Source organism: Faecalispora sporosphaeroides DSM 1294, assembly GCA_000383295.1.
GTDB classification, from domain to species: domain Bacteria; phylum Bacillota; class Clostridia; order Oscillospirales; family Acutalibacteraceae; genus Faecalispora; species Faecalispora sporosphaeroides.
Map to the genome: position 1 here is coordinate 1 of KB911070.1, position 23422 is coordinate 23422.

Here is a 23422-nt window from a genome sequence, read left to right on the forward strand (position 1 = left end):
CGCCCTGCTCCCGAACACCTGAGTGTTCGGTGTCAAACTTAGCTCCGTTCGACTTGCATGTGTTAGGCATGCCGCCAGCGTTCGTCCTGAGCCAGGATCAAACTCTCTAAAATATGGTATTAAAACGGCTTGAAGCCGGTCTAAACTATTTTAGAGCATTTTATCTGCTCAATAGTACGCTTTCGCGTTTCTCAGTTTTTATAGAGCTCTGAGAACTCTTATCCGGAAGTACTCACTTCTCGTTTCCAAGAAGCTTTCTCTCAAAAATTACGGGTTCCTTCTTGTCTTTCTCGTTGTTTAATTTTCAAGGTCCTGTCTCTGTCGAATTTTTTTCGGAAGAGATGCTTTGTATTTTACCACAGCGAAACTCGCCTGTCAAGCATTTCTTTTCTTTTTTCGACATTCTTTTCGTCATTACTGACGAACCGGCGATTTTCAATTTGAAAACTTTCGTTCATCTTAGTCGAATTTTCGCCCCCGTCTCTCGACGGCTTAGCTATAATACCATGCCTACCAACCAATGTCAACTGTTTTTTTCACTTTTTTTCAATTCTTTTTGAAACTCCCCCTTCCCGTACGATTCTTGAACTATTGGAGCTGATTTGCTATAATGAAAAACACTCTAACAAAAGGAGGCTTTTGCTATGCCAATTAAAGTTCAAACATCACTGCCGGCAATTGAAGTCTTGGAATCTGAGAACATTTTCATTATGACTCATGAGCGCGCCATGTCTCAGGATATCCGCCCGCTGAAAATCGTGATCCTGAACCTGATGCCGACCAAGATTGAAACCGAAACTCAGCTGCTGCGTCTGCTGGGTAACTCTCCCCTGCAGGTAGATGTTGAACTGATGCATATGGCAAGCCACTTTTCCAAAAACACCTCTTACACGCACATCGATACCTTTTATAAAACCTTCGACGAACTGAAAGATGAAAAATTCGACGGAATGATTATTACCGGCGCGCCGGTGGAACTGATGGACTTTGAAGATGTGGATTATTGGAATGAGCTCTGCAAGATTTTTGCCTGGAGCCGAAAGAATGTGTATTCGCTCCTGACCATCTGCTGGGGAGCTCAGGCTTCGTTATATTATTTTTATCAGATTCCAAAATATACCTTGCCCAAAAAACTTTCCGGAATTTTTAAGCACCGTGTGCTGACACCCATGCACCCGCTGATCCGCGGATTTGACGACGTGTACTACGCGCCGCACTCCCGCAACACAGAGGTTCGCCGGGAGGATATTGAGAAGCACGACGAGCTGGTGATTCTGTCGGATTCCGACGAAGCGGGCGCGCACATCATTGCCAATAAGAATGGGCGACAATTCTTTGTGACGGGCCACGCGGAATACGACCGGGAAACGCTGGCAAACGAATACTTTCGTGATTTGGATAAGGGAATCAGCACTGATCTGCCAGCGCACTATTTTCCGAATGACGATCCGGCCCAGACGCCGGCGCTCACCTGGAGAAGCGGAGCCAGCCTGCTGTTTCAGAACTGGCTGAACTACTATGTCTATCAGCAGACTCCGTATGATCTGAAGGATCTCTCAGAATAAATTCCCCGATCTTCATTCTTAGTCTTATAGGTATACGGACCATCAAAACGTTCAGGCCAGTGAAAACCGTGCCGCGGCAGCAACTCTATAATATGAGCGTATGTGCCGGTATGTGACGGAACCTTGCGGGGATTTTGCCCCCGCGGGCACACGGCGGCGCAGGCAGCGGCATTGCAGAGCCGCTGCCTGCGCAATGGCTGAACGATCCGGAATAAAAAGCGTGGAGCTCCGGTTGATCCCGAGAGATCAACCGGAGCTCCACTGCTGTATTCGGAGGACGGAACCACTTATGCATACGCACGCTTCCAAAAGGAGATGGGATAGATCAGAATTCTTTTTTCAATTCATTTAAAGAGAGAACCAGCACGGTGATATCGTCGTCATGCCCGTCGTTGCGGCGCTTGATGGCCTGAGATACAATCTGCTCCGCCAGCTCCTGCGGCACGGTGCCTTTCCACTCTGTTACCATCTCGCGCACCCAGTCTTCCCCGGAGGCTACCACGCCGTCGGAGAACAGCACCAGAAGATCGCCCGCGGAAAGACGAACGGTTTCTTTGGCGAATTTCGCTTCGGTCAGGATTCCCACCGGCAGAGAGGGCGTATCGATGATAACGGCCCTGCCGTCCCTGCGCAGAATGCTGACCGCCGCTCCCGCTTTCATCAGCTCTACTTTTCCGTTAAACAGATCGATGGCGGCCACATCGAGCGTAGCGAGAGATTCGTCGCCCGATTTGGCCAGAAGCGCCGAGTTCACGATTTTCAGCGCGCAGTCAAAGCCGATGCCGGCCTTGATGAGCTTGGCCATAATCCCCGCAGCCATGGCGCCGTCTACCGCCGCCCGGCCGCCGGTGCCCATGCCGTCGCTGATGATCGCGATCTGGCGTCCGTTTCCGTCCGGGAAGAGCTCCTGGCTGTCGCCGCAGAGCTGGCCATTCCCGCTCACATGCTGGAAAAATCCGCTCTGCACGCGGTACACAGGACGCTCGCTCATCTGCATTCTGCATTTTCCCTGCGCCGAGCTGATACAGGGCATTTCAAAGGTGCGGCCGCACACCTGCGAAATCTGCCGGGTCAGATCCGCCTTGTTCAGGCGGGACTTGTCCACCTGCGCGGCCTCGGCCTCGACCGTCATGCGGTCGTAGCGGTCTACACGGCAGCTGACGTCGATGGGAATGATGCCGCTTTGGGTCATTACATCGCTGACGCGCTGGGCGGCGGTAAAATCGAACCGCTCAAACAGCTCCAGCTCCTCGGCCATGTTTTTCAGCATCTGCGAGGTGGTATCGAACTGCTCAGCCACAACGCCGCGAATCTGCGCAACGCGCCGCTCCGCCGCCTCGCGGGTTAAAAACTCCGCGTACTGCCGATTGATGTTCTCGACGATCTCGCTCATATGGCTGCAGTGGTCGGTAAACTGCTTCGGAAAATCGTCTTTTGTGATTTTCCCGCTTTTCCGCAGAATCTGCGTGAGCGTGCCGAACGCGCGCATCGTTTCGTCATAGTTGCGTTCCCAGCAGTAAACGCGCAGTCCGCACCGCACGCAGGTGTTGTCGATAACCCGGTTGTAAACGGCGTTGATGTCCGGCGCGCTGAACTTATCAAGCCTGCGGGACACCTCTTCCACGGAATCTGAAATGCTTTCGAGGGCCTGCGCGGCATAATCGAGCTTCATGATCACGGAGCGCCGCAGCCCCTCGCTATGTAACAGATCTGTCGGCCGGGCAAATACAGCGGTGAGCCGGCTGCCCACATCCCTTGGCCAGATCATATAGATCACGCTCGCGGCCATCACCTCGTACAGGCCGGTGAGAACCGACTCGCGGCTGCCAACCTGCAGGGACGCCACCGCGTTGGAAATGACAAAGGCACACGCGGAAACGAGTCTCCCCAACGGGGAAAACACACCCGCCATCAGCCCGCCGAGCGCATACGCGCCGGAAAGATAGCTGACCCCGGCGGTGGAAAGGCTTAAAATCACACCTGCGCCGATCCCGGTCACACTGCCCCCGGTCACGCCGCCGTAGCGTGCCGCCAGCAGAATCCCCAGCACGGCCAGAACACGCCCCAGCGAAAGCCCGCCGAGTGTGACGCTTGAAAACGCCAGGATCAGAATCCCCATCGAAAGCGTCACGCAAGCCAAATCCTGACTTTTCATCGCGTTCAGGCCCGTCCCCTTGAGCAGCAGCGTGCCCGCCCGCACCAGAAAATACGAAGCGCCCGCCGCCAGCATGGATTCGGCGGCATACATCGCGATACCCGCGGCATCCGTACCGTTGACCAGCGCCATGGCCAGCCCCGTCATCAGCACCGGGGCAAAGGAGATGAGCGGAGCAAAAAACGGATGCATCCGCAGCTTAACCAGATCATTGAGCGTCCACCGAATGGCAGCCGCAGCCAACAGAGCGGCGACATACCGAACCGGGAACAACGCGCCCGACGGCAGAAGATAACCAAGCAGAACGCCCAGCACCATTCCCCACATGCCGCCAAACGGAACCGCCGCAATCGCCGCCACGCCGAACGGGGCATACCGGCCAAACACAATGGCCCGCGAGCAGGCAAACCCAATTGCAAAGCAGGCGGCCTGCACCATTAATTTTCTCGCGGCCGGCGTTTCCAGCAATTCCCCAACCGTCAGTCTCTGCCGTACAACAGCTTTTTCTTTCATTTTTCCGCACCACCATTTTCAATTCAGACTTGTCCCTTCTATTATACATATCGTATATATCCAGAATTGTCATAACGCGCTGTTATATTTTGGCAAATATTGCCGTAGCTTTGTTCAAGTGAGCGGAATTGATTCTTTTTCCAATTTGTGTTAGACTATTTGCAAAGATTTTAGCCGGAAAGGTCGTTTTGCCATGGAGTATTTATTTTCAGACCGGGTGCAAACCCTGAAGCCCTCCGCCATCCGCGAAATCCTGAAATCCGCCTCCGCGCCCGGAATGATTTCCCTTTCCGTCGGAAATCCAGCGCCGGAAGCATTCCCCGCGGCGGAAATCGGGGAGATTTCTTCGCAGATTTTTCGGCAGCGCCCGATCGACGCCTTACAATATAATGTAACCGAAGGGTATCCTCCGCTGCGCCGGACGCTCACTGCTTATATGAAAGAGAAGCACGGCGCGGGACGCGATTTTGACGATGTGCTGATCACCTCGGGGGCGCAGCAGGTAATGGATCTGGCGACAAAGTCCCTGTGCAACGCGGGGGACGTTGTGATCTGCGAGGCGCCGAGCTTCATCGGCTCGCTGAATTCCTTCCGTTCCTATCAGGTGCGCCTGCGCGGCGTACCCATGGAATCCGACGGCATCGACCTTGCCGAGCTGGAACGGGCCCTGCGCGAAGAGCCAAAAGCGAAATTCATTTACACCATTCCGAATTTCCAGAATCCCTCCGGCATCACGATGAGCGCCGAAAAGCGCCGCGGTGTTTACGAGCTGGCCAAACGGTACGGCGTGCTGATTCTGGAGGATAATCCATACGGCGACCTGCGCTTTGCGGGCGAAGAGATCGCGCCGATCAAGGCGCTGGACGAGGACGGCCTTGTGCTTTACGCCGGTTCCTTCTCCAAGGTGATTTCCCCCGGCATGCGCGTCGGCTATACGCTGGCTCCGAAGCCCATTGTGCAGAAAATGGTCGTATGCAAGCAGGGCGAGGATGTTCACACGAATATCTGGTCGCAGCTGATCTGCGAGGAATTTCTGACCAACTACGATTTCTCTGCGCATCTCGACCGTATCCGCGGGGTCTACCGCGAAAAAGCGAAGCTGCTGCTGGAGCTGGCGGAGCGTTACCTCGCCCCGGACATCACCTGGGAGCCGATTGAGGGCGGCCTGTTTTTGTGGTGCCGCCTGCCGGACGACATCGACATGGTCGATTTCTGCCGTAAGGCGATGGAGCGCACTGTCTGCGTAGTGCCCGGCAACGCCTTTTTGGTGGACGAAACCCAGCCGTGCCAGTCGTTCCGCATCAATTACACCGCCCCCACCGACGAGCAGCTGACAAAAGGCATTGAAATATTGGGCCGGCTCGCCAAAGAGCTGCGCAACAAATAAAAGATAGGAGTCCCGCTCACATGGAAATCGAAACAGAAGCTCAACCGAAACAGATTATTTTCAGCGCCGTACAGCCCAGTGGCACCATTACGCTGGGCAATTACCTGGGCGCCATTAAAAACTGGGTGACTCTGCAGGAGGAGTACCGCTGCGTATTCGCGCTGGCCGACCTGCACACCATCACCGTGCGTCAGGACCCCGCCGCGTTCCGCCGCCACACGCTGGAGGCTTACGCCCTTTTTCTCGCCTGCGGCATCGACCCGAAGAAAAGCCCGTTCTTTTTGCAGAGCCATGTTCACACACACGCGGAGCTGGCCTGGATTTTGAACTGCTACACGCAGTTCGGCGAGCTTTCGCGCATGACGCAGTTCAAGGACAAATCTGCCAAGCACGCGGACAACATCAACGCCGGTCTGTTCACCTACCCCAGCCTGATGGCCGCCGACATTCTGCTGTACCAGTCGAACCTGGTGCCGGTCGGCGCCGACCAGAAACAGCATCTGGAGCTGGCCCGCAACATTGCCGAACGCTTTAACGGCGCATACAGCCCCACGTTCACCGTGCCGGAGCCGTATATTCCGAAGGTGGGCGCGCGCATCATGTCGCTGCAGGACCCGGCCCGCAAGATGTCCAAATCCGACGAAAACGCCAACGCCTATGTGGCCGTGCTCGACAAGCCGGACGACATCGTGCGCAAATTCAAGCGCGCCATTACCGACAGCGAGGCAAGGGTTCACTTTGCCCCCGGCAAGGACGGCGTCAATAACCTGATGGGGATTTACTCCAGCGTCACCGGCCTGACCAACGAGCAGATCGAGGCGGAGTTCGAGGGCAAGGGCTACGGCGACTTGAAGCTTCGGGTGGCCGAAGCGGTGCTGGAGGAGCTGCGCCCCGTGCAGGAGCGGTATGAGAAGCTGATCGCCGACAAGGCCTACCTGGAGCAGTGCTACACCGAAGGTGCGCAGCAGGCGCTGGCACTTTCGACCCGCACGCTGAACAAGGTGATGAAGAAGATCGGTTTTCTGCCGAAACAATTCTGATCACCGGCGCTCAGATTTTTTAAATTCCTCTTCTGTAAAGTCGCAGATGACCGCTGTTGTCTCCTCTCTTTCGCGGGGAGACAATTTTAGCTTTTAGAATGCAGACGAGATAAAAACAGAATCCCCCGGCATTTCGCGCGGAGATATTCCGCTGAGAATACCGGGGGATTTTTCAGGAAAAGGAGCATTCGTCAGGCCGGCCTGTTTTTATTTGGGAGCGCAGCGCCCCGCACAGCTAATTTCGGGTGCGGAACACTCGGCGGGAGCCGGGATACGACGGGGAAAACAAACGCTTGATCTCCGGCATTTTCCGCTTTGTCTCCTCATAGCCCGCCTCCATGCAGGCTTCCATTTTGCCAAAGTCCAGCAGCCGGGTGTGGTCCGGCAGTCGCGGGATCAGCTGGAGCTTCTCACCGTGCGCCACACACTCCTGCAGGCGCTCCTGCATTACGGACAGAGAATGGGTGGCCACCTCCCAAACGTTGATCTGCTCCGGCATGCGGTACTCCTTGCCCACATCCACCGCCAGCACATTCGGCTCCCCCGCGGCGATCAGAAGATTCACCGGCAGCACATCCGTCACGCCGCCGTCCACCAGGCACAGGTCACCGATCAGCTTCGGGCGGAACACCGCCGGCACCGCCGAGGTGGCCCGCAGCACCTCGCAGATGCGCAGGCCCGAGCTCCAGCGCACGCGCTCCAGCTGCTGAACCCCGCGCAAATGGCTGGTGCACGCGATCGTCAGGCCGGAGGTGAGATCTGCACAGGGGATCACCGTGAGCATATTCAGGTCGCGCATCATCTTCCCGCCCGTCAGCCCGCACAGGTAATCCTCCAGCCGATCGCCCTTTAAAAATCCGGAAAGCTTTACCTCTCTGCCGGTCAGCATCTGCGGCACCGCCCGCAGCAGACCCAGATAGTCCGGGTCCAGCAGGGAGCGCCCTCCCCCGACCAGCTCCTGCACAATGCCGCGCAGCTCGTGCGCGGAATACCCCGCCGCATAGAGCCCCGCCACAATTCCGCCCGCGCTGGCGCCCGCAATCGAATCGGGCACCATGCCCGCCTCCTCCAGCGCCAAAAGCACCCCTACATGCGCCGCCCCGCGGATTCCCCCGCCCGAAAGCGCCAATCCAAACGACATGTCCGCCCCTCCGTTCGCTGCCAAATTTACTGCCGCGACATGCAGCTCTCAAAGCAAGGTCGTTTTCTCCCCCGTTTGCACCGGGAGAAAAACGCCGCTTTCAAATGTACCGCTGATGCCGTTGTGATACTTCATTACTATGAGAGGCGGGGGAAAATTTTGACTGAATGCCAAAATTTTTGAGATTCGGCTTCGCGGCAGAGGAGCTTTTCATACAGAAAGCGAAAAAGGCTTCAAAATATTCAAAGAATATCGCTCAATAATCCAGAAACATATTTACTAGAACGAAAAGTTGTCGTAATATTAATGAAAGAACAAATTCGATCGGGTACATGTACCTGATTTTGCATGCCGCCGGTTTCTCTTTGCCGAACCGGGCGGCGCGCAGATTGCTTTATCGGGAGGATTGGGGAGCTTTCTCCGCCGCCTGATTTTGTATTCCCGTTTGGGAACCCGCCGCAAAAAGGGGCGGAGCTTATCATTTTGATAAAAGGGGGGCCTTTGGTGCCGGCTAACACAGAAAAAGCGAGGATGCAGGATATCAGAAATACATTTGCGCGGCTTTTACGTATGATTACCGAAGACGGCAGACTGAAAAACCACAGTGCCCGGTGGCTTGCCGAGGTCACCGATTTTGCGCTGTGGTTCGAGGAAAAGTACAAATACAAATTTCGCAACCCGCCCAATTCACTGGTCGTGAAAAAGGGGGAAATTTACCACTGTAACTTCGGCCGGAACATCGGGTCTGAGCAGGATAAATTCCGGCCGGCCATCATACTGCAAAACGACAAGGGCAACCTGCACAGCCCCACTACGATTGTGGCGCCGATCACCGACGAAACCAAAGCAAAGCTGCCCACCCACATTTATATCCGCCGATTAAAGCCGGACTGTCCCGTGCGGGGAGTAATTCTGATCGAGCAAATGCGCTGCATTTCAAAGAACCGCCTGAGCAACCGAATCGACGTGATCGACACAAAAACGCCGCCCTGGGAACAGGTGATGGAAGCAATTAAAATCGAATTGGATTTGTGTAAAAAGAATTGACAGCGTGATAAAATCGTGCTATTATTGTGGCATATACATAAACTTCTGCTCTGCAGGAGTGACCCGTTCTGGCGGGGGTCTGATAAAAATATCCCATGTGTTCCAAAGGGTTCGGGCGATGCTTTTGGAATTTGTTTGCATGGGTGTTTTAGAAAAGGGAGTCAACCGATGGTTGGCTCCCTTTTGCTTTTAGAATACAAAAAGGAACCCACCGAATTCGGTGGGTTCTATGTTTTTGACAGGTTATCAGGTGAAAGATCTGCCCATGCCGTGAACCACACGGTCGTTCAACTCGGCCAGCTTCGCGTCGTTCCAGCGGTCTGTGCCGCCTACCAGGTAACCGGTGATGCGCCGAATTCGGTCAAATGGTACCGGCTCAAGCTCATATTTCAAATTGACATACTCTCCGTCGAGCTCCACTTCCATAGATTTGATGTGCCGGCCCGGATGCTTTTCGCACACATGCTGAATGTAGTTCTGCAGTTCCTTTTCATCCAGTACTCCGCCGGCAACGGTGACGTTCTCGTTCATGTAGATCCCCCCTTCTCGGATTCTGTTATTAATATACACTATATTGTACCGAATGTCAATACACATCATATATATGGTGCAAAAAAAAGAGATACCCAAGAAAAATAAGCACCGCCGGTCACGATCCCGTATGATTCTATTCTTTTCTGCAATACTAAAAAAATATCCTTGGGAAAGGAAGGAACATTTTATGATATGGGATCTGCTTGGGCGTAAAATCGGCTTTTACAGCCACCGCCAGAGTAGCGGCACACAGCAGAAAAACGAAAAAAAGCCGGAACCGGAAAAGAAAAAGGACTCCAGGGATCCGGAAATTATGGATCGTCTGGAGGAGAATCTGACATACATTGAAAATCTGCTGGGAAAGAGCGGCGACATCAAAATGCACCGGTTTCGTCTCGGCAAGAACAGGGAGTGCCCGGCCGCGCTGCTGTTTGTGGACGGATTGATCAACCAGAAGGTGATCTCAGACGAAATCCTGTACCCCATTTTATCAATGGATTACACCGTGCCGTCTTCCCGACAGGACGGAAGACAACGTATTGACCAGCTGCAGGAAAAGGTTCTCTGCTCCGGAGATACGCAGATTTTGACGAAGCTTTCGCAGGTGGCCGCCGGAATCCTTTCCGGCGACGCCGTGCTGCTGGTAGAAGGATGCGCGGTCGGCCTGAGTGTGAGCGCCAAGGGCTGGGAAAAGCGCGGCGTCACCGAGCCGGAAACAGAATCCGTCGTGCGCGGCCCGCGGGAAGGCTTTACTGAAAATTTTCGTACAAACACTTCTCTGCTGCGCCGAAAAATCAAAAGCCCCAGCCTGCGCATGGAGCAGATGACGATTGGGCGAAAAACCCTGACCAACGTGTGCATTTCGTATCTGGAAGGCGTTGCGAACCCGCAGGTGGTACAGGAGGTGCGCGAGAGATTGTCGCGGCTGGATATAGACTCTGTTCTGGACGCCGGATATTTGGAGGAATACATTGAGGATGCCCCGTTTTCGATTTTCGCCACCGTCGGCTACACCGAAAAGCCGGACGTGGCCGCGGCGAAAATACTGGAGGGCAGAGTCGCCATCATCACGGACGGCAGCCCCTTTGTGCTCACCGCTCCCCTGCTGTTTATCGAAACCTTCCAGACCGCGGAGGATTACTATATCCGCCCGCTGTTTGCCAGCCTGATGCGCATCCTGCGCTACATCGCCTACTTCATCTCCGTCTTTTTACCCGGCATTTATATCGCGCTGACCACCTATCATCAGGAGCTGATCCCGACAACGTTGCTGCTGACGATCGCAAGCGCGCGCGAGGGCACCCCGTTCCCCGCGTTTTTTGAAGCGCTCATCATGATTTTTTCGTTTGAAATATTGCGGGAGGCCGGTCTGCGGCTGCCGCGGCCGGTCGGCCAGGCCGTCAGCATCGTTGGCGCGCTGATTATGGGCGACGCGGCCGTTTCCGCCGGCCTGGTGGGCGCGCCGATGGTCATCACGATCGCCCTGACCACTGTGTCCGGCTTTATCATTCCGGAGCAGAACGACTCCATGTCGCTTTTGCGCCTGATTACAATGGTCTTTGCCGCCGCGCTGGGTGGGTACGGAATTTGCCTGTGCTTCTTGGGCCTTTTGGTTCATTTGGGCTCGCTTTCCTCTTTTGGGGTTACCTATTTTAACGGTCTCTCGATTTCAAGAGATTTGGAGGACAGCATTGTTCGCATGCCCCTGTGGTTCATGACAAAACGCCCGGCGCGCATTGCAAAGCGCGATATGACCCGCAGAAAATACTTCGTCCCGCCCGATCCCCGCCCCACCGCAAGCGCCACCGGCGGAATTTCTGATTCCGGCGCAAAGGGGGACGGATCATGAAAAGAAAGCTCAAGACCGTTTTCGCCATGCTTTTGTGCAGCACGCTTCTGTGCATGACGGGCTGCTGGGACAACAAGGAGCTGGACAGCCTTTCGATTGTTACCGGTATAGGAATCGACACCGGCAAGGAGCCCGGCAATCTGGATCTCAGCTTTCAGATCGCCTCGGTTCAGAACGGCTCAAAAAAGGAGGGCGGCGGCGGAGAGGCCGCCCCCTATTTGATCCGGGAATCGAAGGGTCGATTTGTTCTGGGCGGAATCGACGCCCTTCGATATGGAAACAGCCGCCAACTGTTTTTACAGCATAATCAGGTGATCATCTTCGGCAGCGATGTGGCAAAATCCGGGGTGAAGCCGTATCTGGACAGCTTTATGAGGAACACGGAAACCCGCATGGAGGTTTGGGTTTTGGTTGCCAAAAACGACGCGAGATCCATTTTAAGTACCAAAACCGAGCAGGATAAGATTTCTTCCGTGGCCCTAACCAGAATGATTATGAACGAGCGGGCAATCTCCCCCTACTCCAGCACCAACATGCTGCAGTTCACATCGCATCTGGTAGACCGCTCGACCGCCCCCGTCACGCTGGTGGTGGAACGCAGGGAGGAGGACGGCCTGCAGATCCTCAATTTCAGCGGGATGGCCGTTTTTAAGGACGACGTTATGGTTGGAATGATGGATATGTATCAAATGCAGGGCTATATTCTCAGCATGGGTGAGGTAAACGGCGGCAGCCTCGAGATTGTGACAGATCTTGGCAACGCAGATTTGAAGATTACGAAATCCAGCTGCAAGCAGGAAATCGTACTGGGCGATCAGGGAAATATTACCTTCAAGTTAAAGGTCAACACCGTTCTCGCCGTCGGCGCACTGCAGAATTTTCGCGGCATGGACATCAACAAGGTGATTTCACTGGTCAATGGAAAGGCGAAAGAGGCTCTGGAAACCAAGATCAAAGCCTGCTTCGCGGAGTCGCAGCGCCTGCAGTCCGATATTTACGGAATCGGCGCCCATATTCACAAACACCACCCGAAGGAGTGGAAAACGATGGAGTCCGCCTGGGCCAGCATCTACCCCAAAATCCGGCTGGAACTGGAGGTAGAAACCAATCTGGGTTCCAGCGGTAAAATTTCGGAATCTTTGAATATGAGAGAGGGTCATGAATGAAACCGGAATCGAAAAAGGTACACGGCCTGGATTTTATGTTTGCCGTAGCTTGCTATATTCAGTCTTCGTCCCTGCTGTCCTCTTTCTTTGTTTCCATCACCCGCCAGGACTCTTGGATTATCGTTCTGTTTGCCCTGATCATCTGCTGCCCTTTGGCCTGGATATACGCCAGGCTGGTGGAAAGCTTTCCAACAAAAAATCTGTTCGGAATACTGCAAACCGTGTACGGAAAATATTTGGGCGGATTTTTCTGCGGACTGTATGTACTGTTCTTTTTCATTTTAACCTCACTGAATCTGATCGATTTAAGCGAGTTCGTAAAATCGACCATCATGCCGCAAACCCCGCTGGTTGTTCTCTCGTTCACCTTTCTTTTAACCTCGGCCTGGGCCGTTTTTGTGGGCGGGCTGCGCCAGATGGTAAAGTACGGCTTTTTGATGACGATGATTTGCCTGCTGATCGTCATCGCGACAATTCTTCTCTCCTTGAACCTGATGGATTTTGAAAACTTTCTGCCAGTGATGGATCTGAAGCCGAAAAAGTATATTCAGGCCACCAATATTGTAGTTACCATCCCATTTGCCGAAATTATTATTTTTTTAATGACGACAAACCATGTGCAGAGCGGAAAACGCGGCTTCTTCCCCATCATTTTGGGTGGCATCGCCATCGGCTGCATCACGATTCTGCTCGTTATCATGCGCGACATCACCGTGCTGGGGAACGCCATTTCCCTGTTTTCCCTGCCGTCCTTTGAAACACTGCGCATGGTCAGCGTGACCCAAACGCTCAGCCGCATGGAAATTGTATTTGCCTTTATTCTGATTGCACTGCTGTTCTTTAAAGTCACATGGCTCTATTATGTAACGGTAATCAGCGCGAAACAGTTTTTGCGCTTTCAGGATCACCGCCGTCTGATCCTGCTGATCGGCGCTTCGGCGATCACCTCCAGCTTTATTTTGTACCCAAATTTTCTGGTTCATAATGAATCCGGTCAGAAGATTATCCCGCTGGTCTGGCCGATTTTTGAGATCATTCTGCCTCTCGTCACCCTGATCATCGCCAAATTCCGCGGAATGACCCGCAAAAGACAAACCGGGAGTGAAAATCAAAACAGTTCCTCCGCATCAAAATCCGCAGCCGCGTCGCCGTCCGGCTCACAATCTCCTTCCGGCACAGGCAAGCCGTCATTGCCCACCGATTCCAAAGAACAGAGCGGTTCCAAATTCCAGTCAAACGCCGGCACGTCGTCCGGCACAGGGCAGCACGGGGATTTGCGGTCGCAGTCCGTTTGAAAGAAAGGAGACGGGCAATGTTTTTACTGATATTGGCTTTTCTCATCATTCTCGCCATCGATCTTCCCCCGCTGATCCGGGAGAAGAACAAGCACGACCTGATCATTTACGGCATTTTGTTCGTGATCGTCTGCTCCGTGGCCATCCTGCGCAATCTGGAAGTTCCCATACCGAGTATTTTGATGCTGATTGGGGAAGCCATGACAAAAATGGGGCTGACTTATTAACGCGGCCTGCTTTTTATGGTATAATCAATATAAAAATGTAAAAGAATGAATTTTTTTTACGGATTCTCCGTATAGAAATTCTGCTGGTGCAGAATCTGCTCCTCGTGCCGGGGCAGGCCTGCGCCAGCAGAAGCTCTGTGATATCGCAGTAAAAAAACAACTTCATCATTTGGTTATCAAAACAGAATAAGGTAAAGATAACATTCCAATATTTTATTACATCTGCTGACAGAAAGTAGCGTTACTTATGAAACTGGATATTCCTTTCCCGGTGCGGGAAATCCTGCGCCGCTTAACTCTTGCCGGATATGAAGCTTCGGTTGTGGGCGGATGCGTTCGGGACAGCCTGCTCGGTCTTTCCCCTAAAGACTGGGACATCACCACCTCGGCTAAGCCGGAGGAAGTGAAGCTGGTTTTGTCCGACCTGAAACTGCTGGAAATCGGCCTGAAGCACGGCACCGTTACCGCGCTTTCCGGCGGAATGGCGGTGGAGATCACCACCTACCGCATCGACGGCGCCTACTCCGACAATCGCCGGCCGGACAGCGTCTGCTTTACCGGCAGCCTGACGGACGATTTGTCCCGCAGGGATTTCACGGTCAACGCCATGGCCTATTCCGAGCAGAACGGACTGGTCGACTGCTTTGGCGGGCGGGAGGACTTACAGCAAAAGATTCTGCGGTGCGTAGGCGATCCCGACCGCCGTTTTGAAGAAGACGCTCTGCGGATTCTGCGCGGACTGCGTTTCTGCGCCGTGCTGGGGCTGTCTCCGGACGAAAAAACCGCTCGGAGCATGAACACCCACCGGCAGCTTCTGGATCGCATCGCCAAAGAGAGGATCAGCGTCGAGCTGATCAAGCTGCTGTGCGGCCAAAATGCCGCGCAGATTCTGCGGGAATTCCCGCAGATCATCGGGCAGATTCTGCCGGAAATTCTGCCGATGATCGGCTTTGAACAGCACAATCCTCACCATATTTACGACGTTTGGGAGCACACGCTGCACGCGCTGGACGCAACGCCTGCCGACCCCGTGCTTCGCCTTGTCATTTTACTGCACGACAGCGGCAAGCCCCACACCTTTACCAGAGACCAAAAGGGAGTCGGGCATTTTTACGGGCACGGCGCGGTCAGCGTACAGCTGGCCGAGCAGGCGCTCCACCGGCTTCGGCTGGACGGAAAGACCGTTCGCCGGGTCAGCACGCTGGTGCGCGTACACGACATCCCTCTTCAGCCCTGCGCCGCATGGATTCGCCGACGGCTGAACCGGATGGGCGAAGAGGATTTTCGCGCCCTGCTGGAGATCAAACGGGCGGACAGCCTTGCCCAAAACCCTGCTTACCGTGACAGATTGAATCAGATCGACGCTGTGCTCCCGATTTTGGAACAGATTCTGTCGGAGCGGCAGTGCTTTTCCCGAAAGGAGTTAAAAGTGAGCGGGAACGATCTGATTGCCCTTGGCATTCCTCCCGGGCCAAAGGTGGGCGTGCTGCTGAAACGGCTGCTGGACGCGGTTATCAACGGAAAAATCCCGAATGAAAAGGAGGCTTTGCTGAATCTGGCAAAGCAAACACTGCATGAAACATCTGGTTGAACATACCATTCCCCCTGTTTACAATAAAAACTCCAAAATTTTGATTCTCGGTTCGATCCCCTCCCCCAAATCCAGGGAACAGGCGTTTTACTACGCCCACCCGCAGAATCGGTTCTGGCCGGTGCTTTCCGCTCTGCTCGGCAGTGAGCTCCCGAAAACGAACCGGGAGAAAACGGATTTTCTTCTCCATAACGGAATCGCCCTGTGGGACGTGCTGAAAAGCTGTTCCATCGAGGGGGCGGACGATTCCAGTATTTCGGAGCCGGCACTGAACGACCTGACTCCCATTCTGCAAACGGCAAAGCTTCGGGCGGTATTTACCACCGGCGGCAAGGCGGCTTCTTTTTATCGCTCCGCCTGGCTGCCCAAAATTTCTCTGCCGTTTCTCCCCTTGCCCTCCACCAGCCCCGCAAACCGGGGAAGATACCCGATGGAGCGCCTTCTGGAGGAATACCGGGTCATCCTGCCCTTTTTACGGGAAAGCTGACCCCCGCGGCGGCGAATTCTTTAAAAGAAACGCATGGCTCTCCTACATTCTGTTCTGTAAAGGGAGCTGCCGCAAAATGCACCCGCTAAAACAGAGCACAAAAATGCGCCCTGATCTGGCTGCGAGGCCATTTCAAAGCGCATTTTTCTGTTTGTCGGGATGCCGCCGCCACTTTTCTTAGGCCATTCTGGAAAAATGCTCTACCGCCTTGGCAAAATCCGCGATGGTTTTATCCGCGTCGCCGTGCTCGATCCCCTCTCGCACACAGTGGTTCAGGTGGCCCTCCAGAACAACCTGGCCCACCTTTTGCAGCGCGCCCTTTGCCGCATTGATCTGAACGAGAATATCCTCACAGGGAACATCCTCGTTTATCATTTTATCAATGGCCTTTACCTGGCCCATAATCTTGCTCAATCGCCTGTGCAGGTTTTCGGAATCCATACATTGCCGCATTGTTCTGCCTCCTTTATACCCCATGAGGTATAAAATAGTTTAGCATGTTTCATCAGGATCGTCAATCGGCGGCCATGGCTTTCTGCTTTCAACAAAGGAGAAACGGAAAGCAGGCGATTCGGCAGCCGAATTCTTTTTGCCTTCCCTTTTTATGGTCCAAGGGTGGTGCGGATGCCGTCATACCCCACCTCAGTATGTTCAAAAACAGATCTGGCCGCGGCCAGATATTGCTCCGGCTCCTTCATAGCAGGGCTGAAATGGGTCAGCCACAGCCGCTTTGCTTCGGCGCGCCGGGCCAGTCCGGCACTGTCGGTAAAAACCATGTGTCCCTTCTCCCGCATCTTTTCACCCATGCCCCCATCCCCGTGCATCCCCTCACAAACAAACAAATCCGCTCCATGGGCAAAGCTGGAAATTTCCTCGAAGGGCTGGGTATCTGTGCAGTAGCAGAGACTGATCGGGCGGCGCTCCCCGTCGAGCACCATGCAGGGCAGAATCTGGCTGCCGTTCTCCAGTACAACCGGCTGGCCCGCGTGCAGGGTTTTATACTGGCGCAGGGGCACGCCCAGTCTTTTTGCCTTATCCGGGTTAAAGATCGGCTTTCGTTTGAATGTCATTCGGTAGCCCAGGCAGGGGATGCCATGCCGCAAATGCATGGAGGCAAAGCGAATACCGAGCAGATCAAACGCCCGATCCCCTTCCCCCAGCTCCTCCAAGATGACCGGATAGGGAAGATGCGGTGCTATGGTCATCAGCGACGCGACCACCTGCCCGAGCCCGGCAGGCCCGGCAATCGTGAGCGGCGTCTTTTTTCCATAGTTGCCCAGGGTCAGGAGCAGCCCGGGAAGCCCGGCGACATGATCCGCATGAAAGTGAGTGATAAGCAGCAGCTCCAGCCGGCTTAATTTGCAGTCCGCTTTTTTCAGGGCGAGCTGTGTTCCCTCACCACAATCGATCAGAACGGCCGCGCCCTGAAACTCTGCCCAGCAGCTTGCCGTCCAGCGATTCTCCAGCGGGAGCATCCCTCCCGTTCCGGGCAAACACACTTCTACCATAGACTTTCATCTCCTTCCGCTTTCCCGCGTTTTTTCTTATCATTGTCCCCACGCCGCCCATCGCTCCCTGCCATCTCAGCCCGCGGGAAAACGGCCGCGAATTCAAAGTGCGGCCCGCCGATTTCGCTCGCACAAACAGTTTGTTGCGCCATATCCCGTGAATTCAGTATAACATAAACGGTATGCACGGCAAGCCTTATTTTTATGCGGCACCTCATTGGATATTATATATGAATTATGGTATAATTTATTGAAACACCAGCATTTTTCAGAACAAGCACTATTGAAAGAGATCAGTCAATTGACGAGGGGGTGTGGAACACTTGGCCATCAATAAGGTAATGCGCGCGGCCCTCAAGGCAATTACATCCCTGGAGCCGGACGTGAAAAAAACATATAAAATGGAACGGCAGTTTCAAATACTTACCTCCCGCCTGCGAGGAAAACCGAAGGACTATAAAATGTGGGACCATACGGTTTGCTGCGAAGGCCACGCCATACCCGTGCGCCTGTTTGCGCCGAGCAGAAAGCGGGCGCTCCCCCTTCTGCTCTTTTTTCACGGCGGCGGCTGGGTGACGGGCGGCATAGAAAATTACACCGGCGTCTGCGCCGATCTTGCAAAGGCGACCAACTGCACCATAGCCTCTGTGGATTACCGGCTGGCGCCGGAGCACAAATTCCCCGCCGCTGTGGAGGATTGCTACGCGGTGACGCGCGAGTTTTTTCTCGGGCGAATTCCGCGTGTGAACCCGGATCACATCACGCTCATCGGCGACAGCGCCGGCGGGAACCTGGCTGCGGCCGTTTCTTTGATGGCGAGGGATCGGGGGGAGTTTCTTCCCAGGCGGCAAATTCTTCTGTACCCCTCCACGTACAGCGACCACAGCGAGCGTTCTCCCTTTCCGTCCATCCGGGAGAACGGAACGGACTATCTTCTTACCTCCAAACGGATTCAGAGCTTTATCGAGCTTTACCGGAGCTCGGATAACGATTTAAACAACCCCTATTTTGCCCCGCTTTTGGCATCGGATTTTTCACGGCAGCCTCGAACTCTGCTGATTACGGCGGAGTATTGCCCGCTTAGGGACGAAGGAGAAGCGTATGGTGAAAAACTGCACGCCGCAGGAAACGACGTGCAGGTTGTTCGCATACCGGACGCGCTTCACGCTTATATGATGCTGCCGCCGCGGTTTGAACAGGTGCAGCAGACCTACCGGATCATCAACGGTTTTTTACGAAAGGGTAATCTCCATGGCAGAACGTAAACAATGGAGCCGGCTGGACAACGCCGCCAAGATATTTCCGCCTACCAGCACAAAGCGAGACACGAAAGTGTTCCGCTTTGTATGCGAGCTGACCGAGCCGGTAGACGGCGGTATATTGCAGAACGCTTTGGAAGAAACGATTCAGGAGTTTCCCCTGTACCGTTCCATCCTGAAAAAAGGATTGTTCTGGTATTACCTGGAGGAAAGCAACATTCGCCCGCAGGTTGCAGAGGAGTCGCTCCCCGCCTGCAGCCCTATTTACAATGAGGATGGGCCCGGCCTGCTGTTCCGCGTTCTCTATTACAAAAAGCGGATCAACTTGGAGGTATTTCACGTTTTGGCGGACGGCACCGGCGCAATGCAGTTTTTGCGCGCCCTGGTGTTTTCTTACCTGGCGAAAAAGTATGCCGTTTCGGGCCGGCTGGCCGATTACGACGCTTCCCGCGACCAAAAAAACGAGGACGCGTTTTATAAATATTACGACAAAACCGGGGCCGCCCCAAAGATAAAGCAGTACCGGGCCTATCGGATTCGGGGGGAACGCCTGCCCGGCAGCCGGCTTGGGGTGACCGAGGGGTTTTTATCCGCCGGGGCGGTGCTTGAAAAGGCGCATGAGAACGACGCCACGCTCAGTGAATTCTTGATTGCGCTGCTGATCTGCTCCATTTACGATGGAATGGCGGTACGGGAAAGAAGCCGCCCGGTGATCATCACCGTGCCGGTGGATCTCCGCCGCTTTTTCCCGGCGCAGACTGCCCGAAATTTTTTTGGCGTGATTCAAGTTGCGCACCATTTTCAAAAAGACGGGCAGGGATTTTCGCAGGTTCTGGCAAATGTGCGCGAATCCTTCCGGCGGCAGCTGACGCAGGAAAATCTGCACGGGATCATTAGCCGGTATTCGGTGTTTGAAAACAACCCTTTCATCAAGGCCATTCCCCTGCCCGTGAAAATCCCGATTCTGCGCATCAGCGGGCTTTGGGCGGACGGCGGGGACACGGCGGCGTTCTCCAATATCGGCCGGGTCGCGGTTCCGGAGGAAGCAGCGAAATACATTCGGTTATTCGACGTATTCGTCAGCACCAAGCGCCCGCAGCTCTGCCTTTGCTCTTTTGGGGATACTCTGGCGGTCAGCGTGTCCTCGCAGTTGGCGGACACCGGGATTCAGCGGTACTTTTTCCGCCAGCTGGCGGAAATGGGGATTTCCGTACAGATCATTTCCAATCTGGAACAGTACAGAGAAGAGGAGACGGCCTATGCTGCGGTGTGAACATTGCAAAGTGGATTTACCCGGGGAGCAAAACCGATGTCCGCTCTGCCAGAACAAGCCGGTCGGAACACCGGACGGCTCCGGCGACCGGTTCCCGCGTCTGCCAAATCCGCAGCGAACCGTCAGCCGGGTGCTCATTGCGTGGCTTGCCTTCGGCAGCGTGTGCGCGGCGGCGGTCTGCGTGATGATCAACCTGATCGTGCCCGCAGGCGGGTGGTGGTCGGTGTTTGTGATCGCCGGCATCGCAAGCTTGTGGGTCGATGTTTCACTCATCGTCAAAAAGCGGAAAAACCTGCCGAAGAACATCCTGTGGCAGGTGATCATCATCACTCTCATTGCGTTTTTTTGGGATTTTCTGACGGGGCTCAGCGGCTGGTCACTGAATTTTGTCTTCCCTATCCTCTGCTCCTGCGCCATGCTCGCCATGACGATTGTGGCAAAAGCGAGAAGGCTCGACACACAGGATTACATTTTGTATCTGGTCATCGACTGTGTTTTGGGAATCGTGTGTTTCTTCCTCATTCTGACCGACGCGGTTCAAGTCGTTATCCCGTCGGCCGTCAGCTTTGGGGGCTCCATTGTTTTTCTGGCATTCCTGCTGTTTTTTGAGGGGAAAGCACTTTGGACGGAAATTCAGCGCAGATTCCATTTATAATTCAAAAAGCCTGCATCACGGCGAGTTTTCGCGGTGATGCAGGCTTTTTTATGGAGGGAGCAAAACCCGCTCAGGCGCGAACCGCCTGTCTGCGCGGGGAGCGGCTCTTGTTCCAGGGCTTCCCCGTGTTTCTGCGTTTGTTTTGGCTCTCGTTTTTGTACTGCTTTTGAAGCATTGAAAATTCAGGAAGAGCGGCCTTGGCATCCAGCATAACGGGCGCGATGGTCGCCTTGGTATTGCTGATGATTCCGTGCAGCTTGCCCCGCTCCCTGGGATAAATAAAGGTATACGCCACTCCGGTGCAATCTGCCCGGCCGGTTCGTCCAATCCGGTGCACATAGCTTTCCGCGTCGCTGGGGATGTCGTAGTTCACAACCGCGTCGATCCCCCCTACGTCAATGCCGCGGGCGGCGACATCGGTTGCGACCAGAATACTCACCTTGCCGTCGCGGTAGCGCCGCATCACCTGATCCCGCTGCTTCTGGCGCAGGTCGCCGTGAATCGCCTCCGCCGGGTACCCGGCCTCAGTCAGCTGGGACGCTAAATCGCCGGCCATCACCTTCGTCGCGACGAAAACCAGAGAAAGGTCAAACTGCTTTTTCTGCAGCAGCTGCACCAGTGCAGAGAATTTCGCGTTGCCGCGAACCTCGCAATAGAACTGCTCTACCTTCTTTGCGCTGGCGGTATTGGGCTGAATGCAAATCTGCTTGGTATTCTGCTGGTACTGTGCCGCAATCGTTTTGATCTCACCGGACAGCGTCGCGGAAAACAGCACCGTTTGCCGCTCGGCGGGAACACACTGCAGAATGGTATGGATATCCTCACGGAACCCCATGTCCAGCATCTGATCCGCCTCATCCAGCACGATGCAACTGACGCCGCTCAGCCGGGTGGTTCTGCGGCGCATATGATCCATCATGCGGCCGGGGGTGGCCACAATAATCTGCGGGCAGCGTTTGAGCGCCATGATCTGGCGCTGAATCGGCTCGCCGCCGTACAGCGCCAGAATCCGAACCCCCTGCTTATAGGTGGCCATCTGCTTCAAAACGCCCGACGTCTGCACCGCCAGTTCCCGCGTGGGGCAAAGAATGACGGCTTGAATCTGCCGGTTGGCAGGATCCACATTCTCCAGGATCGGGAGGCCAAACGCGGCGGTTTTCCCTGTGCCGGTGGGCGCCTGTACCAGCAGATCCCGTTTTTCCAGCATGGGCGCTATGGCGGCGTCCTGTACCGGGGACGGATCGCTGTATCCCATTTTTATAATTCCCCGCAGCAGTTCCGGGGTAAAGCCAAATTTTTCAAAGTTAGTGATAATCATAATCTCCGTTTCTTCCTAAAGATATCTTTGGGTCAAAGAAAAGCCCCCAACCCCGAGTGGAATTGGCGGCCCTCACGTTCATGTTCGTTACGCGACTTTTACGTTTATAGCGCGCAGCTTGCGGCTGTCCTTGGGATCCTGCTCCGTATCGAAAGTGACCTTGTCGCCTTCATTGAGGCTCTTATAGCCGTCCGAAACAATGGCAGAGAAATGAACGAACACATCGGCGCTGCCGTTGTCGTTGGTGATGAAGCCGAAGCCCTTTTCGGAATTGAACCATTTTACTGTACCGTTATTCATATTGTTGGTACCTCCATAATTATATTTGCACTCGTAACTGCACAAAAAATCACATGCTTTTATAACTCATCAAACGAATCAATGACTTACAAAAACATGTGAGACAATGTAACATTTTTAGAATACTCGTTTATCTTAACACACCCTGCGCAAAAAGTCAACCGTTATTTCTAAAAAATATGTATTGGAAAAAGTGTGAAGGGAACGGCATGAAAATACCCGCCGGCGCAAAGCAGCCGGCTGCCCGAAATAAATGAGCGGTTTGTTTATGATGTATGAGTCTCTCCGGAAGAATCACAGAGGTACCTTAAACGGTTCCGCGTGGAATCCCCGTAGTTGATCGCTTTGGCCGGGCAGTGGTGCAGGCAGCGCAGGCAGATGTCGCATTTCGGCAGCTTCCAGAACGGTTTGCCACCCTTCATTTCAATCGCATGAACGGGGCAGTTCTTCGCGCACAGCCCGCAGTGCGTGCAGGTGCTGTCCACAGTAAAGGGCGACGTGACCCGGGACTTTTCATACTGAGCGTGAACAACAGGCGTTAACCGCCGAATCAGCCAGCCGCTGTGATAGGGCTTTTGCGCCCCTTGAAGGATGTTCCGAAGAATGCGTTCCGCATGCATCAGCTTCTTTTTTTGATCGTCCGGCGGCGGCACGTCGTGCAATATGGAATAGTTTGTGACCATCACCAGTGAATAGACGGTCGGCTTCGGCAGTCCCTTTTCCAAAAACAGCTTTTCTACCGAGGCGTCGCCTCCTCCCAGATATCCGCCGCAGGTCATAATTACGACTATTTTGCCGGCATTCCTGAATTCGCTTTTCCGGAGGAAGGCTTCCAACCGGTTCGAGACTCCCCAAAAGCAATTGAACGTAACCAGAAACAGCGTCTCGCCATCCTCCAAATTGAATGAGACGCGCTCGCCGCAGTCGCAGACATCTATGAGATCCCCATGAAACACCTCGTGCAGTTTCAACGCAATGTGCCTCGAATTCCCGGTTGAGCTGTAATAGAGTATCATTGTAGCCTCACATTCTGACGGTCATTCCTCTTTGTAACCTACCTGCATTACGATTATTATAGCAGATTGTTTCGTGTTTGCAAAGCAAAAGGACGC

General features: G+C 54.2%; 21 protein-coding genes and 1 rRNA gene. 13 read left to right on the plus strand and 9 right to left on the minus strand.

Features of this window, described 5'->3' with window-relative positions:
- A 16S ribosomal RNA gene (locus tag G340_RS18485) occupies positions 1-113 on the minus strand; the annotation flags it as partial.
- A gap of 531 nt (positions 114-644) precedes the next feature.
- Between G340_RS18485 and metA the strand changes: the two genes are divergently transcribed.
- On the plus strand, positions 645-1565 hold the full coding sequence (gene metA / locus G340_RS0109670) for a homoserine O-acetyltransferase MetA (protein WP_020073449.1): 921 nt from the start codon (positions 645-647) through the stop codon (positions 1563-1565).
- A 325-nt stretch (positions 1566-1890) separates the two neighbouring features.
- On the opposite strand, the gene G340_RS0109675 is transcribed toward metA, so the two are convergent.
- Entirely contained in the window at positions 1891-4233 is a 2343-nt protein-coding gene (locus tag G340_RS0109675) for a SpoIIE family protein phosphatase (protein ID WP_020073450.1), read from the minus strand.
- Between the two features lie 193 nt (positions 4234-4426).
- Between G340_RS0109675 and G340_RS0109680 the strand changes: the two genes are divergently transcribed.
- The gene (locus G340_RS0109680; RefSeq protein WP_020073451.1) at positions 4427-5620 is read left to right on the plus strand and encodes an aminotransferase-like domain-containing protein; all 1194 of its coding nucleotides are present in this window, start codon (positions 4427-4429) and stop codon (positions 5618-5620) included.
- A 20-nt stretch (positions 5621-5640) separates the two neighbouring features.
- Positions 5641-6660: a tryptophan--tRNA ligase gene (trpS, locus tag G340_RS0109685; RefSeq protein ID WP_020073452.1), complete on the plus strand. Its 1020-nt coding sequence runs from the start codon at positions 5641-5643 to the stop codon at positions 6658-6660.
- A gap of 235 nt (positions 6661-6895) precedes the next feature.
- On the opposite strand, the gene G340_RS0109690 is transcribed toward trpS, so the two are convergent.
- Positions 6896-7801 (minus strand): patatin-like phospholipase family protein, encoded by a 906-nt coding sequence (locus G340_RS0109690; protein ID WP_020073453.1) that lies wholly within the window; start codon positions 7799-7801, stop codon positions 6896-6898.
- Between the two features lie 570 nt (positions 7802-8371).
- On the opposite strand from G340_RS0109690, the gene G340_RS0109700 reads away from it, so the two are divergent.
- Positions 8372-8848: a type II toxin-antitoxin system PemK/MazF family toxin gene (locus G340_RS0109700; RefSeq protein ID WP_177309665.1), complete on the plus strand. Its 477-nt coding sequence runs from the start codon at positions 8372-8374 to the stop codon at positions 8846-8848.
- Positions 8849-9094: 246 nt separating this feature from the next.
- Here G340_RS0109700 and nrdD read toward each other — a convergent pair whose 3' ends face one another.
- The gene (gene nrdD / locus G340_RS0109705; RefSeq protein ID WP_020073456.1) at positions 9095-9379 is read right to left on the minus strand and encodes an anaerobic ribonucleoside-triphosphate reductase; all 285 of its coding nucleotides are present in this window, start codon (positions 9377-9379) and stop codon (positions 9095-9097) included.
- Between the two features lie 190 nt (positions 9380-9569).
- On the opposite strand from nrdD, the gene G340_RS0109710 reads away from it, so the two are divergent.
- The 6 genes from G340_RS0109710 to G340_RS0109735 all read left to right on the plus strand — a co-directional run bounded on the left by G340_RS0109710 (position 9570) and on the right by G340_RS0109735 (position 15997).
- Entirely contained in the window at positions 9570-11231 is a 1662-nt protein-coding gene (locus G340_RS0109710; RefSeq protein WP_020073457.1) for a spore germination protein, read from the plus strand.
- Positions 11228-12397 (plus strand): Ger(x)C family spore germination protein, encoded by a 1170-nt coding sequence (locus G340_RS0109715; RefSeq protein ID WP_020073458.1) that lies wholly within the window; start codon positions 11228-11230, stop codon positions 12395-12397. Before G340_RS0109710 ends, G340_RS0109715 begins: the two co-directional genes overlap by 4 nt.
- Complete coding sequence (locus G340_RS0109720) at positions 12394-13692, plus strand: GerAB/ArcD/ProY family transporter (RefSeq protein ID WP_020073459.1); 1299 nt, start codon at positions 12394-12396, stop codon at positions 13690-13692. The genes G340_RS0109715 and G340_RS0109720 overlap by 4 nt, the downstream gene beginning before the upstream one ends.
- Positions 13693-13709: 17 nt before the next feature.
- The gene (locus tag G340_RS0109725) at positions 13710-13919 is read left to right on the plus strand and encodes a hypothetical protein (RefSeq protein ID WP_020073460.1); all 210 of its coding nucleotides are present in this window, start codon (positions 13710-13712) and stop codon (positions 13917-13919) included.
- A 247-nt stretch (positions 13920-14166) separates the two neighbouring features.
- Positions 14167-15510 carry a CCA tRNA nucleotidyltransferase gene (locus G340_RS0109730; protein WP_020073461.1) on the plus strand — a complete coding sequence of 448 codons (1344 nt, stop codon included), beginning with the start codon at positions 14167-14169 and terminating at the stop codon, positions 15508-15510.
- Complete coding sequence (locus G340_RS0109735) at positions 15494-15997, plus strand: DNA-deoxyinosine glycosylase (RefSeq protein ID WP_020073462.1); 504 nt, start codon at positions 15494-15496, stop codon at positions 15995-15997. The genes G340_RS0109730 and G340_RS0109735 overlap by 17 nt, the downstream gene beginning before the upstream one ends.
- Positions 15998-16174: 177 nt before the next feature.
- Here the strand turns inward: G340_RS0109735 and G340_RS0109740 are convergent, their stop codons facing one another.
- Together G340_RS0109740 and G340_RS0109745 are read right to left on the minus strand one after the other, a co-directional pair.
- The gene (locus G340_RS0109740) at positions 16175-16450 is read right to left on the minus strand and encodes a metal-sensing transcriptional repressor (protein ID WP_020073463.1); all 276 of its coding nucleotides are present in this window, start codon (positions 16448-16450) and stop codon (positions 16175-16177) included.
- A 149-nt stretch (positions 16451-16599) separates the two neighbouring features.
- The gene (locus G340_RS0109745; protein WP_020073464.1) at positions 16600-17505 is read right to left on the minus strand and encodes a ribonuclease Z; all 906 of its coding nucleotides are present in this window, start codon (positions 17503-17505) and stop codon (positions 16600-16602) included.
- A gap of 323 nt (positions 17506-17828) precedes the next feature.
- Here G340_RS0109745 and G340_RS0109750 point away from each other — a divergent pair, with 323 nt between their 5' ends.
- The 3 genes from G340_RS0109750 to G340_RS0109760 are packed head-to-tail and all read left to right on the plus strand — an operon-like array spanning position 17829 to position 20692.
- Positions 17829-18770, plus strand: coding sequence for an alpha/beta hydrolase (locus G340_RS0109750; RefSeq protein ID WP_020073465.1), 942 nt, complete (start codon positions 17829-17831; stop codon positions 18768-18770).
- Positions 18757-20037 carry a hypothetical protein gene (locus G340_RS0109755; RefSeq protein WP_020073466.1) on the plus strand — a complete coding sequence of 427 codons (1281 nt, stop codon included), beginning with the start codon at positions 18757-18759 and terminating at the stop codon, positions 20035-20037. The genes G340_RS0109750 and G340_RS0109755 overlap by 14 nt, the downstream gene beginning before the upstream one ends.
- The gene (locus G340_RS0109760) at positions 20024-20692 is read left to right on the plus strand and encodes a DUF6320 domain-containing protein (protein ID WP_020073467.1); all 669 of its coding nucleotides are present in this window, start codon (positions 20024-20026) and stop codon (positions 20690-20692) included. Before G340_RS0109755 ends, G340_RS0109760 begins: the two co-directional genes overlap by 14 nt.
- Before the next feature lie 70 nt (positions 20693-20762).
- Here the strand turns inward: G340_RS0109760 and G340_RS16690 are convergent, their stop codons facing one another.
- The 3 genes from G340_RS16690 to G340_RS0109775 form a co-directional block, all read right to left on the minus strand.
- On the minus strand, positions 20763-22010 hold the full coding sequence (locus G340_RS16690; RefSeq protein WP_020073468.1) for a DEAD/DEAH box helicase: 1248 nt from the start codon (positions 22008-22010) through the stop codon (positions 20763-20765).
- An 87-nt stretch (positions 22011-22097) separates the two neighbouring features.
- On the minus strand, positions 22098-22310 hold the full coding sequence (locus G340_RS0109770) for a cold-shock protein (RefSeq protein WP_020073469.1): 213 nt from the start codon (positions 22308-22310) through the stop codon (positions 22098-22100).
- A gap of 266 nt (positions 22311-22576) precedes the next feature.
- Entirely contained in the window at positions 22577-23326 is a 750-nt protein-coding gene (locus G340_RS0109775) for an EFR1 family ferrodoxin (protein ID WP_020073470.1), read from the minus strand.
- Between the last annotated feature and the right edge of the window lie 96 nt (positions 23327-23422).

Coding starts and splice junctions, on each gene's coding strand:
- G340_RS0109680 (WP_020073451.1), top strand. CDS start 4,427: ATGGAGTATTTATTTTCAGACCGGGTGCAAACCCTGAAGCCCTCCGCC.
- G340_RS0109715 (WP_020073458.1), top strand. CDS start 11,228: ATGAAAAGAAAGCTCAAGACCGTTTTCGCCATGCTTTTGTGCAGCACG.
- trpS (WP_020073452.1), top strand. CDS start 5,641: ATGGAAATCGAAACAGAAGCTCAACCGAAACAGATTATTTTCAGCGCC.
- G340_RS16690 (WP_020073468.1), bottom strand. CDS start 22,010: ATGATTATCACTAACTTTGAAAAATTTGGCTTTACCCCGGAACTGCTG.
- G340_RS0109720 (WP_020073459.1), top strand. CDS start 12,394: ATGAAACCGGAATCGAAAAAGGTACACGGCCTGGATTTTATGTTTGCC.
- G340_RS0109735 (WP_020073462.1), top strand. CDS start 15,494: ATGAAACATCTGGTTGAACATACCATTCCCCCTGTTTACAATAAAAAC.
- G340_RS0109775 (WP_020073470.1), bottom strand. CDS start 23,326: ATGATACTCTATTACAGCTCAACCGGGAATTCGAGGCACATTGCGTTG.
- G340_RS0109745 (WP_020073464.1), bottom strand. CDS start 17,505: ATGGTAGAAGTGTGTTTGCCCGGAACGGGAGGGATGCTCCCGCTGGAG.
- G340_RS0109700 (WP_177309665.1), top strand. CDS start 8,372: ATGATTACCGAAGACGGCAGACTGAAAAACCACAGTGCCCGGTGGCTT.
- G340_RS0109760 (WP_020073467.1), top strand. CDS start 20,024: ATGCTGCGGTGTGAACATTGCAAAGTGGATTTACCCGGGGAGCAAAAC.
- G340_RS0109690 (WP_020073453.1), bottom strand. CDS start 7,801: ATGTCGTTTGGATTGGCGCTTTCGGGCGGGGGAATCCGCGGGGCGGCG.
- G340_RS0109730 (WP_020073461.1), top strand. CDS start 14,167: ATGAAACTGGATATTCCTTTCCCGGTGCGGGAAATCCTGCGCCGCTTA.
- G340_RS0109740 (WP_020073463.1), bottom strand. CDS start 16,450: ATGCGGCAATGTATGGATTCCGAAAACCTGCACAGGCGATTGAGCAAG.
- G340_RS0109755 (WP_020073466.1), top strand. CDS start 18,757: ATGGCAGAACGTAAACAATGGAGCCGGCTGGACAACGCCGCCAAGATA.
- G340_RS0109725 (WP_020073460.1), top strand. CDS start 13,710: ATGTTTTTACTGATATTGGCTTTTCTCATCATTCTCGCCATCGATCTT.
- G340_RS0109675 (WP_020073450.1), bottom strand. CDS start 4,233: ATGAAAGAAAAAGCTGTTGTACGGCAGAGACTGACGGTTGGGGAATTG.
- G340_RS0109770 (WP_020073469.1), bottom strand. CDS start 22,310: ATGAATAACGGTACAGTAAAATGGTTCAATTCCGAAAAGGGCTTCGGC.
- nrdD (WP_020073456.1), bottom strand. CDS start 9,379: ATGAACGAGAACGTCACCGTTGCCGGCGGAGTACTGGATGAAAAGGAA.
- G340_RS0109710 (WP_020073457.1), top strand. CDS start 9,570: ATGATATGGGATCTGCTTGGGCGTAAAATCGGCTTTTACAGCCACCGC.
- metA (WP_020073449.1), top strand. CDS start 645: ATGCCAATTAAAGTTCAAACATCACTGCCGGCAATTGAAGTCTTGGAA.